Annotated in this window: 12 protein-coding genes; 5 read left to right on the forward strand and 7 right to left on the reverse strand. The window is 71.2% G+C overall.

Going from position 1 to position 14333, the window contains the following annotated elements; all coding sequences use genetic code 11:
* Nucleotides 1-2: 2 nt before the first annotated feature.
* The 5 genes from AB0M51_RS25880 to AB0M51_RS25900 are packed head-to-tail and all read right to left on the reverse strand — an operon-like array spanning nucleotide 3 to nucleotide 4681.
* Nucleotides 3-1223, reverse strand: a complete 1221-nt coding sequence (locus AB0M51_RS25880; protein ID WP_344187066.1) for a HAMP domain-containing sensor histidine kinase — start codon at nucleotides 1221-1223, stop codon at nucleotides 3-5.
* Nucleotides 1220-1879: a response regulator transcription factor gene (locus AB0M51_RS25885; protein WP_344187068.1), complete on the reverse strand. Its 660-nt coding sequence runs from the start codon at nucleotides 1877-1879 to the stop codon at nucleotides 1220-1222. The genes AB0M51_RS25880 and AB0M51_RS25885 overlap by 4 nt, the downstream gene beginning before the upstream one ends.
* Nucleotides 1876-2619, reverse strand: a complete 744-nt coding sequence (locus AB0M51_RS25890) for an FAD:protein FMN transferase (protein ID WP_344187070.1) — start codon at nucleotides 2617-2619, stop codon at nucleotides 1876-1878. Before AB0M51_RS25890 ends, AB0M51_RS25885 begins: the two co-directional genes overlap by 4 nt.
* Entirely contained in the window at nucleotides 2616-3683 is a 1068-nt protein-coding gene (locus tag AB0M51_RS25895; RefSeq protein ID WP_344187072.1) for a glycosyltransferase family 4 protein, read from the reverse strand. Before AB0M51_RS25895 ends, AB0M51_RS25890 begins: the two co-directional genes overlap by 4 nt.
* Nucleotides 3680-4681, reverse strand: coding sequence for a lysylphosphatidylglycerol synthase transmembrane domain-containing protein (locus tag AB0M51_RS25900; protein ID WP_344187074.1), 1002 nt, complete (start codon nucleotides 4679-4681; stop codon nucleotides 3680-3682). Before AB0M51_RS25900 ends, AB0M51_RS25895 begins: the two co-directional genes overlap by 4 nt.
* A gap of 81 nt (nucleotides 4682-4762) precedes the next feature.
* Between AB0M51_RS25900 and AB0M51_RS25905 the strand changes: the two genes are divergently transcribed.
* Entirely contained in the window at nucleotides 4763-5584 is an 822-nt protein-coding gene (locus tag AB0M51_RS25905; protein ID WP_344187076.1) for a PIG-L family deacetylase, read from the forward strand.
* Between the two features lie 88 nt (nucleotides 5585-5672).
* Nucleotides 5673-6836, forward strand: a complete 1164-nt coding sequence (locus AB0M51_RS25910; protein ID WP_344187078.1) for a globin domain-containing protein — start codon at nucleotides 5673-5675, stop codon at nucleotides 6834-6836.
* Here the strand turns inward: AB0M51_RS25910 and AB0M51_RS25915 are convergent.
* Together AB0M51_RS25915 and AB0M51_RS25920 are read right to left on the reverse strand one after the other, a co-directional pair.
* Nucleotides 6797-7231 (reverse strand): DUF6069 family protein, encoded by a 435-nt coding sequence (locus AB0M51_RS25915; RefSeq protein ID WP_344187080.1) that lies wholly within the window; start codon nucleotides 7229-7231, stop codon nucleotides 6797-6799. The two genes, AB0M51_RS25910 and AB0M51_RS25915, sit on opposite strands and share 40 nt — an antisense overlap.
* A 102-nt stretch (nucleotides 7232-7333) precedes the next feature.
* Nucleotides 7334-7756: a MarR family transcriptional regulator gene (locus AB0M51_RS25920; protein WP_344187082.1), complete on the reverse strand. Its 423-nt coding sequence runs from the start codon at nucleotides 7754-7756 to the stop codon at nucleotides 7334-7336.
* Between the two features lie 124 nt (nucleotides 7757-7880).
* Between AB0M51_RS25920 and AB0M51_RS25925 the strand changes: the two genes are divergently transcribed.
* The 3 genes from AB0M51_RS25925 (at nucleotide 7881) to AB0M51_RS25935 (ending at nucleotide 14331) form a co-directional block, all read left to right on the forward strand.
* Nucleotides 7881-8816, forward strand: a complete 936-nt coding sequence (locus tag AB0M51_RS25925) for a hypothetical protein (RefSeq protein ID WP_344187084.1) — start codon at nucleotides 7881-7883, stop codon at nucleotides 8814-8816.
* Nucleotides 8817-8980: 164 nt separating this feature from the next.
* Entirely contained in the window at nucleotides 8981-11287 is a 2307-nt protein-coding gene (locus tag AB0M51_RS25930) for an FdhF/YdeP family oxidoreductase (RefSeq protein ID WP_363750782.1), read from the forward strand.
* A 59-nt stretch (nucleotides 11288-11346) separates the two neighbouring features.
* Nucleotides 11347-14331, forward strand: a complete 2985-nt coding sequence (locus tag AB0M51_RS25935) for a BTAD domain-containing putative transcriptional regulator (RefSeq protein ID WP_363750784.1) — start codon at nucleotides 11347-11349, stop codon at nucleotides 14329-14331.
* The last annotated feature ends 2 nt before the right edge of the window (nucleotides 14332-14333 follow it).

Genomic DNA, 14333 nt, shown 5'->3' on the forward strand with positions numbered 1-14333 from the left:
TCTTAGCTCTTCCTTGGACCGTTCTCGCGCAACGCCGGAAACACCAGCTCGAACGTCGCCCCGACCTCACTCGGCGCCAGCCGCAACTGGCCGCCGAACCGGTTCGCGACGTCGTGCGCCAGCGCCAGACCGAGCCCGTAGTGCGCCCGCCCGCGTCGCTGACCGCCCGAGTCGAACCGCCGCAGCACCCGCTGCGCCGCCTCCGGACCGATCCCCGGTCCGGTGTCGCTGACCGACAGGATCACGTCCCGGCGCTGCCTCCGGACCCCGATCCGCACCTCGCCGCCGCGCGGAGTGTGATCGATCGCATTGTCCACCAGCGCGAGTGCCGCCCGCCGGACCGCGCTCGGCGAACCGAGCGCGGGCGCACTGTCACGATCCGTCGCCGAACGGACCCGCACCCCGACCTGCTGGGCATGGGCACTCGCCGCCTCCGCGACGTCGTGGGCGAGCTCGACCAGGTCGACCGGCTCGTGCTCCTGCGCGCGCCGCGGGTCGGCGGCGGCGAGCAGATCGTCGACGACGTCGGTCAACCGCCGCGTGTCGCGGACCACCCCGTCCGCATCGTCCAGGACCTGCTCGCTCGCACCGTCGCGATGCAGCGACCGGCCGAGCAGTTGCGCCCGGGTGCTGAGCAAGGTCAGCGGCGTCCGCAGCTCGTGTCCGGCATTCGCCACGAACGCACGCTGCAGCGTCAACGCCTCGGCCAACGGCCGCACGGCGCGCCGCCCGATCAGCACGCCCAGCAACCCGGCGAGCACCAGCGCCAGCACCGCGGCCAGGCCCATCGCCTGCAGCATCCGCGTACGTTCCTTCTGCTGTGACGAGAGGTCGAGCACCGCCTGCACCGGACGCCCCTTCACCAGCCCGGTGGCGATCCGGTACTGACCGTCGTCGTCCTCGACCGTCGTCACCTGGATGCGGGCGCCTGCCTCGGTTCGCAGCGCCACCAGGTCCGGTCGCAGATCGGCCGGCAGCCCGGGTGACGCCGAGTCGCCCATCACCAGCCAGGCCCCGGCGGGCGGATCACCGACGTCGTCCGCGGTGGCGACCGCGGATCTCAGCAGATCGTCCGCGGCACCGGCCTGCCCGCGGATCATCACGACCGTGACCAGGACGATCAGCAGCAGCATCGCCAGCGCGACGAGGGCCGCGGCCTGGACGGCGACGCCCCGCGCGGCACGTCGTACCAGCACCTCGTCACCGATCGCCCGGCCGCTCACGTACCACCCAGCCGGTAGCCGAGCCCGCGCACCGTGCTGATCACGCCCTGCCCGAGCTTCCGCCGGCAGTAATGGACATAGGTGTCGACGACCGTCTCGGACTCCGCATCGTCGAAGACTCGGTCCAGCAGGTCAGCGCGGCTGAACACGACACCGGGCCGCGCGGCCAGCAGCGCGAGCAGATCGGACTCCCGCTCCGAGAGCTCCACCCGGCCCCCGGCGGCCTGCTGCACCGTGCGGGTCGAGAGATCGAGCAGACCACCCGGTACGGCGAGTTGCACCGCATGGTCGAGGTGCCGCCGTAGCAACGCGCGGACGCGGGCCAGCAACTCGGTCAACTCGAACGGCTTGGTGAGGTAGTCCTCCGCGCCCGCGTCGAGGCCCTCAACGCGGTCCTCGGTGCTGCTCCTGGCCGACAGGACCAGCACCGGCGTACCGATGCCGCGGTTGCGGAGCCGGGCGATCAGGTCGAGTCCTTCGACGGCCGGAAGTCCGCGGTCGACGATCATCGCGTCGAACGGGCGGGTCAGCGCGACGTGCAGCCCGGTGTGCCCGTCCGCCGCCCGCTTCACGGTGTACCCCTCGTCGGTCAGCACGCGGGCGAGGAGGGCGGCGAGGTCCGCGTCGTCCTCGATCAGCAGGATCCGCCCGTTCACCCGGCTCCCCAGCCGGCCGTGGCGTGCATGTTGCCGTCGGCAAGCACCCCGAGTCCTTCGTACCCGGGCACCAGCACTGCCGGCCAGCCCTCGCCGGCCACGAACGCCGCGGTCGCCAGGATGTCGGCGTACTCGAGGGACGGCCCGCTGACCGACACCGACAGCCAGCGGGTCTCGACCGTGCGCCCGGTCCGCGGGTCGTACAGGTGCTCGCCGCGGGCCGCCGTACCACTGGTCGCCACTGCTCCCCCGGTCCGCGCCAGACTCGCGACCACCCGGCCGGGATCGTGCGGGTCCTGGATCCCGATCGTGAACGGCTCCGCGCTCGGGCAGACGACGAGGACGTCTCCGCCCGCGTTCAGGCACCAGTCGACACCGTCCACCGCGCGCAACCGGTCTCCGGCGCGCTCGACCGCCCAGCCCTTCACCAGTCCCGACGGGTCCCACCCGCCGTCCGGCAGGTCGGCGTCGAACAGCCCGCCGGTCAGCTCCCGCGCCGCGGCACACCGCTCCGCGACGTCGCGAACCTCGGCGGAAACCTCGTCCCACCCGGCCTCGCCGCGCCCCAGCCGGCTCACGTCGCTGTCCGGCCGGTACGGCGAGAACACCCGGTCGACCTCGACCAGTTCGGCGTACAGCTCCTTGACCGCGGCCTCCGCCGCGGCGGACCCGGCGTCCTCGCCCCGGGCCAGCACACTGATGGGCATCCCCATCACCTGCTCGACCCAGCTCCGCCTCATGATGCCGAGGCTAGAGAGCCTTCCCTGAGAACAAGCTGAGCCTGGTACGCCGCGACATGCTGGGCGATCACCCGCTCCCAGGTCATGCTCGGCAGCGTGTGCCGGTTGTACTGCTGCAGCCGATGCAGTACGGCGGGACTCGTCAGCAGCGCCGCCGTGGTCCGGGCCATCTCGCTGTCGGTGTCGACGAGGTACCCCTCGATGCCGTTCCGGACGAACTCGCCGACGCCGCCGGTCGACATCGCGACCACCGGCAGCCCCGCACACCGGGCCTCGAGGGCCGCCACCCCGAACGACTCCAGCTCCGCAGGAGCCAGGTACACGTCGGCGGACGCGTACAGCTGCCGCAGCTCGTACCGCGTCAACCGTCCGGGAAGCTCCACCCACGGCGCGAAGTCCCGCCGCCGGGCGTCCAACGCCCGCTCACGCGGCCCGGCGCCGGCGATCACGCCGCGCAGCGGGACGGTCGACGGGACGAGCTCGCGGATCGCCGCCAGCGTGTCCAGCAACGCGAGCGGTCTTTTCCGGCGGGCCAGCCGCATCGTGCTCACGATCGTCAACGGGTGCGGCCCGCGCCGCGCGGGTCGCCACGCGGACGGGTCGACGCCGTTGTGCAGTACGTCGACCGTGCGCCCCGGCAGCGCCCGCCGGATCACGTGCGCGACCGCCGCGCTGACGGCGGTCCACCCAACCTTCCCCATGTACCGGTCGAGCTGTGCCAGCGGCCACGGCATCGTTGGACCGGGCAACGAATGCACGGTGACGATCGCGGACCGCGCGAGGCGGGCCGCCCGCCAGGCGAGCGGCGAGACGATCGACGAGTGCGCGTGCACGATGTCGAACGACGGCAGCTCGGACCGCAGCCGATCGACCGACACCGGCAGCGGCACGCCGGCCATCGAGGGCAGCCGCACCACCGGTACGCCGGCCCCCTGCCCCTCCTGGAGCGTGTAGACCGTGACCTCGTGACCGGCCCGGATCAGGTGCACGGCGAGGTCGTGCACCTGCAGCTCGATACCACCGAGCCGCGGCAGGTAGACGTCGCTGACCAGCGCGATCCTCATGCCGCCATCACCTGCGTCCTGCGCTGCAAGGAGGTCCAGATCGCCAGCATCACACCGCCCACCGGGATCTCCATCAGGAACGTGAACCCGCGGAACAGCAGCAACCCCGCGGCCACACCCGCGGGGTCGCCGCCGAGCGCGACCAGCGCGGCCGACGTACCGATCTCGACGACGCCCGCGCTGCCCGGCGTGATGGCCACCAGTGTCAGCAGCCGCTCCACCGCCAGCGCCGTGAACAGCACCGCCAGGCCGAGGGGTACGTGCAGCACCTGGAAGCACAGCCACAGCAGCGCCAGCTGCAGAGCGAGGTAGGCGACCATCCCGCCTGTCATCGGCCGCCAGCCGGTGCGCATCAGCTGCAGCGTCGTCCGCCGGAACCGGGGAAGCCGTTCCTCGAGACGCGAACGCCGGAACACCTTGTCCAGCCGGCGGCCGATGGTCTTGGCGACCCGCTCGTCGGCCAGGATCCAGACGCCCAGCAGGACGCCGACCGGCACCGGCAGGAAGAGCAGGCTGCTGGGGCCGAACGCCGCCGCGCTGTGCAGGACCGGCACCAGGCCGAGCGCGATCGCGATCACCCCGAGCTTGGACACCACGTTCAGCAGCGTCGTCACGGTCAGGAAGCCGCCGAACGCCCGCCGGGTGAAACCCCAGCGGCGCACCATCGTGAAGTTCAGCGCCGTACCGACGGCGCCACCGAGCGGGAGAACGTTTGCCACCGCGCTGCCGGTGAGGCTCAGCGTCAGTGCGCGGCGTTTCGTCAGTCCAGGCAGGGACGCGGCCAGGACGAACGAATGTGCCCACAAGCCGGCAATCCACACAACAGCGAGCAGGATCAGCGATCCGACCGACACCCGCGCGAGTACGTCGCCGACCTCGCGCCAGGTCGACCCGACCGCTCGTGGCAGGAACACCACAAGGGCCCCCGTTACCAACGCACTCAGGACGGACGTCAGCAGCCGCCGTCGCCAACCCGCAAGCCGTTCTCGCTCGTTCATCGACACCAGCCTGTCGCGCCGGTGCTGAGAGGGTGCTGAGAGCAACTGGCCCGGGGGCGTACGGCATGCCATGCTCGCAGCATGGCCGGGCCGTACACCCTGGTGGCATTCCACGCGCACCCGGACGACGAGGCCCTGCTGATGGGCGGCACCCTGGCGCGGCTCGCCGCGGAGGGGCATCGCGTCGTCCTCGCGGTCGCCACGGACGGCGAGGCGGGGGCGGCCGCTTCGCCGTACCGCTCAGGCCCGGGGCTGGCGGCGTTCCGGCGCGACGAACTGGACCGGTCGGCGGCCGCGCTCGGCTGTGCGCGAGTGGTCCGGTTCGGCTTCAAGGACTCCGGATCGTCGGGGCCGCCCACGGACGGCGGCTTCAGCACGCTGCCCACGGCGGAGGCCGCACAGCCGTTGATCGAGTTGCTCCGGGAGGAGCAGGCCGACGCGCTGACGATCTACGACCCGGCCGGCGGCTACGGGCATCCGGACCACCGGCAGGTCTACACGGCCGGCACGTACGCCGCCGAGCGGGCCGGCACCCCGTTGGTGCTCGAGGCAACGATCGACCGGCGGCTGATCCGCCGGCTGATCCGGATCGTGACAGCGCTCCCCGGCGTACTGCCGGCGGTGTCGACTGCGGCGTACGACCACGCCTACTCCCCCAGCGCCGCGATCACGCACCGGGTCGACGTACGGCGTTACGTACCGCAGAAGCGGGCGTCGTTCGAGGCCCACGCGAGCCAGGCGAGCGCCGACGAAGGAGCCCGCACGCTCGGCCTGCTGCTCAAGCTGCCGCGCTGGCTGTTCCGGTCGATGCTCGGCCGCGAGTGGTACGTCGAGCACGGCCGCACCCCCGGCGCACCACTCGACGACCTGTTCGCCACTCTCAGGCAGCGTCCGGTGGTGTGAGCAAGCGGTCACACCTGGTTCACGCCGGTTGACCGTCGGTGAAACATGCCGTCCCTAGCGTCAGGCAGACGACGCTCGAGGAGGGCTCATGCTGACGCCGAAATCCCGTACCACCGTGGCCGCGACCCTGCCGGCCGTCGGAGCCGCTGTCGGGGAAATCACGACGAACTTCTACGGCCGGTTGTTCGCCGCGCATCCCGCGCTGCTGACCGACCTGTTCAACCGCGGCAACCAGGCGAACGGCGACCAGCCGCAGGCGCTCGCCGGATCGATCGCCCGGTTCGCGACCGCGCTGCTCGCCGATCCCGTCGTACCACCGACGCGAATGCTGGCCCGGATCGCGCACAAGCACGCCTCGCTCGGGGTCGCGCCCGAGCTGTACCCCGTCGTGTACGACCACCTGTTCGGTGCGATCGCGGAGGTCCTCGGGGAGGCCGTCACGCCCGAGGTCGCCGAAGCGTGGACCGAGGTGTACTGGCTGATGGCCAACGCGCTGATCGCCCTCGAGACCGATCTGTACGCCGCGGCCGCGATCAAAAAGCAGGACGTCTGGCGCCAACTCCCGGTCCTCGAACGGCGGGACGCCACCGCGGACACCGTGGTGTTCACCGTCGGCCCGCCCGTCCCGTCCTACCTCCCCGGGCAGTACGTGTCGGTCCAGGTGCCGCTGCCGGACGGTGCACAGCAGATCCGCCAGTACAGCCTGCTCGACGGTCCCGGGAGCGCGACCTACTCCTTCGCGGTACGGCGTACCGGCGGCGAGGTGTCGGCGTACCTGCACGAGGAGGTCGCGGTGGGCGACACATTGCGAGTGAGCGCGCCGTTCGGGACGGTGACGTTGCCGGAGGGGGACGCGCCGCTCGTGCTCGCGTCGGCCGGGATCGGCATCACGCCCATGCTGAGCCTGCTCCGGCACCTCGCCGCCACCGACGCCGCCCGCCCGGTCACCGTGCTGCACGGCGAGCAGACCGCCGGCGCGCACGCGTTCCGCGCCGAACTCGAGGCCCTCAGCAATGACCTGCCCGGGCTGGACATCCAGGTCTGGTACGAAGAGGCGCCCGCGGACTGGCCGGCCGAGCGCACCGGGTTCGTCGAGCTGGACGGGCTGCCGATCGCGGCCGGGACGACGGCGTTCCTCTGCGGGCCGTTCGAGTTCATGCAGTCGGTCCGCACGCAACTGCTCGAGGCCGGCGTCGCCGCGGCGGACGTGCACTACGAGGTCTTCGGGCCGGACACCTGGCTGGTGAACTGATACGCCGGTACGGCGACGGCCGTCACGACCAGGTGCATCAGCATCAGGCCCGCGACGGCCGTGCCGGAGGCGTCCGGGATGAACTTGGTGGCCAGCAGCAACAGGTCCGGGATCATCGACAGCACGAGTACCAGCGGCACCACGACCTTGAGCGCGGCCGCGGACCGGCGGCGGACGAGCGTCCAGCCGGCGTACCCGGCCGCGGTGCCGAGCAGCGTCAGCGGGACGAAGACCGGCGCGGTCAGCGGCGCGAAGCCGGCGTTCGCCCCGAGCGCGACGGCGCCGCGCGCGACCAGGTAGTTGAGTCCGGCCGCCACCACCGCGGCGCCGAACAGGACGGCGTACCGGCGGCGACCGACCGCCACCGGCTGCTGCTGGACATCGATCGAAGCCATCGGGCCACCTCCAGAATCAGTACGACTCTCGTACCAATTTGAGAGTAGGCCAGAGCCCGGGCGAAACACCAGGGATTCGGCCAAATCAGTCCGAAACTCGTACTACCTGCCTTCGTGGCCGGCGATCACCGCGGTCAGCAGCAGGCCGAGGGTGTCCCGTTCGGCGGGCTCGAGCACCTGCAGCATCCGGCGTACCTCGGTGCGCAGCCGGCGCTCGAACTCCTCCGCGACCTCGGCGCCGCGCTCGGTCGGGGTGACGACGAAGTTCCGCCGGTCGGTCGCGTCCGGCACCCGGGCGACCAGGCCGGCGGTCTCCATCCGGGCCACCACGCCGGTCATCGTCGACTTGGTCAGCCGCAGCTCCGCACCGAGGCCGAGCATGTTCGTCGGCTGCCGGTGCAGGACGAACAGCAACCGTGCCTGCTGCATGGTCAGCCCGAGCTCCGAACTGATCCGCTCGTACTGCTCGGTGACCGCCGTCGACACCCTGATCAGGGCCGGCCCGGCCGCCAGTGCTTTCGCCACTGTCGCAACCCTTCTGAAAGACCGCGGAAGATGCCCAACGATAGCGGCAACTTTTCGGGCCGGTCCGGATTCCAATCCGGTACGACGGAGGCGGGGGTGCCTCCGCGTCAGGGGAGGAACCGCCATGATTCGCAAGACCGTAGGACTCGCTTCCGCCGCCGTACTCGCTCTGGGGATCGGGACGGCCGCGACGGCCCAGGCACAGCAGTCCACGACGGCCGGGCAGACCGCGACGACGGCCGCGTGCGCGCTCCGGCTCGGATCGGTGACGTCCACCGGGGCGTTCACCAGCCGGATGATCAACGCCACCAGCCCGATCACCGTCGGCGGCGTCCGGGGCACCGCCGGCGTGTTCGCACCGAACCAGGTGCAGCACATCAGCACGTTCACCGGTACGCCGCTGCTCGGCACGCTGGAGGCGCGGTCCGGGCTCACCGTGCAGAGCGGCGCGCTGTACACGAACTCGTTCGTCGTCGACGGCGAGAGCCAGATCGACCCGCACTATCCGAAGAACAACCTGCGCGTCGGCGGCGGCTGGGGGAACTACCGCTGGATCGAGCAGTCCGTCCTGCAGCCCGCGAACGCCGGTGACCCGGCACGCGTCCTGCTGTACGGGCAGCGCACCGACGGCATCACGCAGCGCTGGGTGTCCGACGGGGGCAGCTGGCGGATCACCTCCGGCGTCGGCGGCCTGAGCACGGTCAAGGGCATCGCACTGATCGGACGGACGGCGACCTCCGAGACGTTCCTGGCCAACACCCGGTCCGGCGCGCTGGTCACGGTGACCTGGCCGACGAAGTACCTCGCGGCGCCGACCAGCAAGGTCGTTCGCGGGTCGACCTGGCAGGGCTTCGAGCAGCTGGTCGCGACCAAGTGCGGCACGAGCGGCACGCTGCTGCTCGGCATCGACCGGGACACCAGGTCCGGTTACCTGTACGCCGTCGGCCACGCCAACGGCGGCAGCACCGTGATCAAGAGCCTCGGCAAGGTCCCGCTGACCTTCTCGGACCCGCAGTACTTCCGGATCGCCCCGAAGTACGACGTCCTGAACGGCGGCTGACCGCTCCGCACCAACCGGCTACGTCGCCGGCGGCCGAGCCGGCCGCCGGCGACGTACGGCTGTTGCCACAGACGACACCGGCTGTCGATGGCGACAACCTCTCCGCACGCGGCGACCGAAAGGTGCAGACTCGGACCTAGGCGCGATCAGAGGGAGCGGACACGATGAGCGACCAGGGCGGCGACGGACCGACGACCGAGGCCGAGTGGTCGCAGAAGGACTACCACCATCCGTCCGCGGGCTGGGGTGCGGCGAGGTCCGTGGCCAAGGTGCTCGGCCGTGAGCACGCGATCACCTCCGGGCCGCGCGCGATGCTGCGGATGAACCACGAGAACGGCGGGTTCGACTGCCCCGGGTGTGCGTGGCCGGACGCGATCGACGGCCTGAAACTCGACCTCTGCGAGAACGGCGTCAAGCACGTCGTCTGGGAGATGACGCCGAAGCGCGCCGGCCGCGAGTTCTTCGCCGCGCACACCGTCGCCGAACTGGAGAGCTGGACGGACTTCGCGCTCGAGGACGTCGGCCGGCTGACCGAGCCGATGGTGTACGACGCGACGACGGACCACTACGTGCCGATCAGCTGGCAGGCAGCGTTCGACCTGATCGGCACCGAGCTCCAGGGACTCGACTCCCCCGACCAGGCGTCGTTCTACACGTCCGGCCGGCTCAGCAACGAGGCGACGTTTCTGTACCAGCTGTTCGCCCGTGAGTACGGGACGAACAACCTCCCGGACTGCTCGAACATGTGCCACGAAGCGTCCGGCCGCGCACTCCAGGCCGCTCTCGGCACCGGCAAGGGTACGGCGGACCTGAAAGACTGGGAGACCGCCGAGGCGATCTTCGTTCTCGGGGTGAACGCCGCCTCGAACGCGCCGCGGATGCTGACCGCGCTGTCCGACGCGTACCGGCGCGGCGCACAGATCGTGCACATCAACCCGCTGGTCGAGGCGGCCGCCGGGCGGACGATCGTGCCGCACGAGTTCGTCGACATGGCGCTGAACAGGTCGACCCCGACCAGCACCCTGAACCTGCAGGTCCGGGTCGGCGGCGACCTCGCGCTGCTCCGCGGGATCGCGAAGGCAGTACTCGAGGAGGCGGAGACCGACCCGAAGGCACTCGACGAGGTGTTCCTCGAGCGGTACACCGACGGCTTCGCGGCGTACCGGAAGCTCTGCGAGCAGACCGACTGGGCGGACCTCGTCGAGCAGTCCGGGCTGACCGAGGCGGACATCCGCCGGGCCGCGACGATCTACTCGCGGTCCCGCCGCACGCTGATCAGCTGGTGCCTGGGTGTCACCCAGCACGAGCACGGCGTCGACACCGTCCGGGAGATCGTCAACCTGCTGCTGCTCCGCGGCAACCTCGGCCGTGAGGGCGCCGGACCGTCGCCGGTCCGCGGCCACAGCAACGTGCAGGGCAACCGGACCTGCGGGATCGACCACCGGCCGGGTACGGCGTTCCTCGACCGGCTCGCGGCCGCCTGCGAGATCGACCCGCCGCGGCACCACGGACTCGACACGGTCAGGACGATCGCGGCGCTGCGGGACGGGTCCGTGACGGTGTTCGTCGGGATGGGCGGCAACTTCGCGCTCGCCGCGCCGGACACCGCCGCGACCGCGGAAGGCCTGCGCGCATGCGAGCTGACCGTGCAGGTCAGCACCAAGCTGAACCGCAGCCACCTCGTACACGGCCGGCAGGCGCTGATCCTGCCGTGCCTGGGCCGGACCGAGCTCGACGTCCAGGCCGCCGGTCCGCAGTCGGTGTCGGTCGAGGACTCGATGAGCATGGTGCACCTGTCGACCGGCCGCAAACGCCCCGCTTCGCCGGCGCTGCTGTCCGAGCCCGCGATCATCGCCGGGATCGCCCGGGCCACGCTGCCGGACACGCGCACCCCGTGGACGTCGTACGTCGAGGACTACGACCGGATCCGCGACATCATGGCGCGGGCGCTGGACGGGTTCGAGGACTTCAACCGGCGGGTGCGGCACCCGCTCGGCTTCCGGCTCCGGCAGCCCGCGCGCGAACTGGTCTTCCGGACCGAGAGCGGGCGTGCGGAGTTCTCCACCGCGGACCTGCCGGACCTCCGGCCCGCCGACGACGACGTCCTGATCCTGCAGACCATGCGGTCGCACGACCAGTGGAACACCACGATCTACTCCGACAACGACCGCTACCGCGGCGTGAAGAACCTCCGCACGCTGATCCTGATGAACGCCGAGGACATGCAGGCCCGAGGTCTCGCGCAGGGCGACCTGGTCGACATCACCGCCACCGCCCGCGACGGCTCCACCCGCGTCCTCCGCGAGTACCGTGCCCTCCGCTACGACATGCCCCGCGGCAACGCCGCCGGCTACATGCCCGAAATGAACGTCCTCGTCGCCGCCACCGACTACAGCACCCAGAGCGACCAGCCCCTGATGAAGAACATCCACGTCCGCGTCACACCAACGGTTCGAGAAGCCTCGAACTGATTGGGCGCCCCCGCCCGCTCCGACTATCCTCCGGTCGCGAACGACTGGGGGAGGTTGCCGTGCGATTCGGAGTACTCGGCCCACTGCAGGTCCTGGACGACGACGGGGCACCGGTCCCGGTGACGGCCCCACGCCTACGGGTCCTGCTTGCCGCACTGCTGGTCTGCGCTCATCGGGAAGTCCCGGTGGGCGAGCTCGCGGACCTGCTCTGGCCGCTGGCGATGCCCGTGTCGCCCAAGGACGCGGTGCAGACCTATGTACGCCGTCTGCGCAAGCTACTGGGCAGCGGCAGGATCAGAACCGGCGCCACGGGCTACCGGATCCGGCTGACCACGGACGAACTCGACATGGACGTGTTCCGGACGTCGATCACGCAGGCGCGCTCGACCAGCGACCTCGATCGGCGAACCGCCGTACTCGACCGCGGCCTCGGGCTCTGGCGAGCCGATCCCCTCGAGGAGTTCACCGATCGTCCACTGATCCGGGATGCTGCGGCGAAGCTGCTCGACGAAAGGCTCGCCGCGCTCGAACTCTCACTCGACGCCCGCCTCGAACTCGGCCGGCACCACGACCTGGTGCCCGAGCTGCGAGCGCTCACCCGCGCGCACCCGACGCACGAAGGGCTGTGCGGCCAGCTCATGCTCGCGTTGCATCGCAGCGGCCGCCAGTCGGAGGCATTCGCGGCGTACGACGCACTCGCGACGCAACTGGTCGACCAGCTCGGCGTCGACCCCGGCCTCACCATCCGTCACCTCCGCCAGTCCCTGCTTACCGACAACATCGTGCTCACTCCCGGCACGACCACCGATCCAGCGGCCTCCGCAGACACCGCTCCGAAGATTGCGGATGGTACCGGGTGGAGTGTGCAGAGGCAGTTGCCGTTGGGGATCCGGGACTTCGTCGGGCGAGACGAACTGCTCGACCGGGCAGCGACGGCGCTCGCTCCGGCGCCGGACAGTGTTTCCGTGGTCGCCGTCACCGGGCCTCCCGGTGCCGGCAAGACCGCGACGGCGATCCGGCTCGCACACCGGCTGGCCGATGCCTACCCGGACGGGCAGTGGTACGTCCGGCTCGGTCAGGGCCGCGCGGCCCGCGACCATGCCAGTGTCCTCCGAGAACTACTCCGTACGTCCGGTGCTGATCCACGGACTCTGCCGGCCGACGAGGACGAACTGTCGACCCTGCTCCGGGCCCGAATCGCCGGCCGGCGCGTCCTGCTGGTCCTCGACGACGCACGCACCGACGACCAGGTACGCGCCGTACTGCCCGGCACCCCGGGCGCCGGCGTCCTCGTCACCAGCCGGCGTCTGCTGGCCGGCTTGGTCGCCACTGCGGGCGCAACGCCGATCACGGTGCACGCGTTGGATGACGACGACGCGCTCCGCCTGTTCGCGCAGGTTCTCGGCCGGGCGCGGGTCGAAGCCGAGCACGAGAGCTGCCGTCGGCTCACCCGGCTGTGCGGCGGGCTCCCACTCGGGCTGCGGATCGCGGCCGCGAACCTGGCCGTCCAGCCCCACACCGGCATCGCCGCGTACTGCGCGGAGCTCGACGGCCCGGACCGGCTCACGCGCCTAGCGATCCTCGACGATCCCGCGACCGCGGTACGTCCCGTGTTCGACCTCGCGTACGCCGTACTGGACGAGGACACGCGGCGCTGCTTCAGGCTGCTCGGGGTCAACCCGTGCCACGACGTCACGGCCGCGTCGACCGCGCCCGTGCTCGGATCTTCCCAGCAAGAGTCCGAGCGACTGCTCAGAACACTCGTTGCGTCGAATCTCCTGCAGGTCGTCGCGCCCGGGCGGTACGCAATCCATGATCTGCTGCGACTGTACGCCGCCGAGCTCGCCGACCCCGATGCCGAGAGCGCCTGGCAGCGCCTCGCAGCCTGGTACGTCGGCACGACGCGGGCCGCGATCCAGCCGGAGTACCGGCCTCTCATCGATCCGCCGGAACCGGGCGCCGGGTACGACATCCCGGAGGCCGAGGACGCCCGCGACTGGCTGGACGCCGAGTTCCGCAATCTACTGGTGATCGCCGCCGATCCGCGGGCCGGGCAGGCAACGGCCGAGCTCGCGGACGCGCTGCGACATTACCTGTTCGCCGGGTTGCATTTTGCCGAATGGGAACAGCTCTGCCAGGCCGGGATCGCCGCGGCGCCCTGCGATCGCACAAGCGGGCTGTTGTGGCAGAGTCTCGCCACACGGTCGTACGTACGTGGCGACCCGGCGGCGGCCATCGAACTCGGTCAGCACGCGCTTCGCCTGTTCAGGGCCACCGGGTTCGTCGTCGGTGAGGCGGCCATGCTCGCCAACCTCGGACTCGCCCACAACACGCTCGGGGAACTCGACCGAGCGGCCGAACTGCTCGCACAGGCCGTCGGCAGGTTCGAGTGCGTCGGCGCCGACCTGCTCAGCGCCAACGCACTCCTCAATCTGAGCCACAACCAGCTCCTCCTGGGGGATGCGGCCGGCGCACTCGTCAGCACGAACCGATGCCTGGCGCTCGACCCGCCGCCGTCGATCGCCGTCATCACCCGGATCAACCGCGGCACCGCTCGCCGGATGCTCGGCGATCTCGACGGCGCCCGGGTCGACCTCGGCGCCGGGCTCCACGCCGACCACCGCCGCAACCGCGCCTCTTGCCTCGCCGAACTCGCCCTCACCGAACTGGCCGCCGGCAACCTCACCGTCGCCCTCGCTCATGCCAAGGCCGGCCTGGACCTGACCGACGCCACTCCCCTGACCGAGGCCGAAACCCGCACCGCCCTCGCCTGGGTCCAACTCGCCCGGGGTGACCACGGCGCCGCCCGCACGACGTTCGCCCAGGTCCTGGCCCTCAGCACCACCAAGGGCTTCACCCTGTACATCGCGGAATCCCACCTGGGCCAGGCGCACTGTCTCCTCCACACCGACCCCGCCCGGGCCGTGCAAGCCGGCACCACCGCCCTGCACCTGGCCACCACCACCCACCACCACGCCCTCGCTATCCGGTGCCAAACCTTCCTCGCCGGCCTCGCCGGCGGCACGCCACCCGGTGCGGACTGAAA

This window comes from Kribbella sp. NPDC051137 (assembly GCF_040682535.1).
GTDB lineage: Bacteria > Actinomycetota > Actinomycetes > Propionibacteriales > Kribbellaceae > Kribbella > Kribbella karoonensis.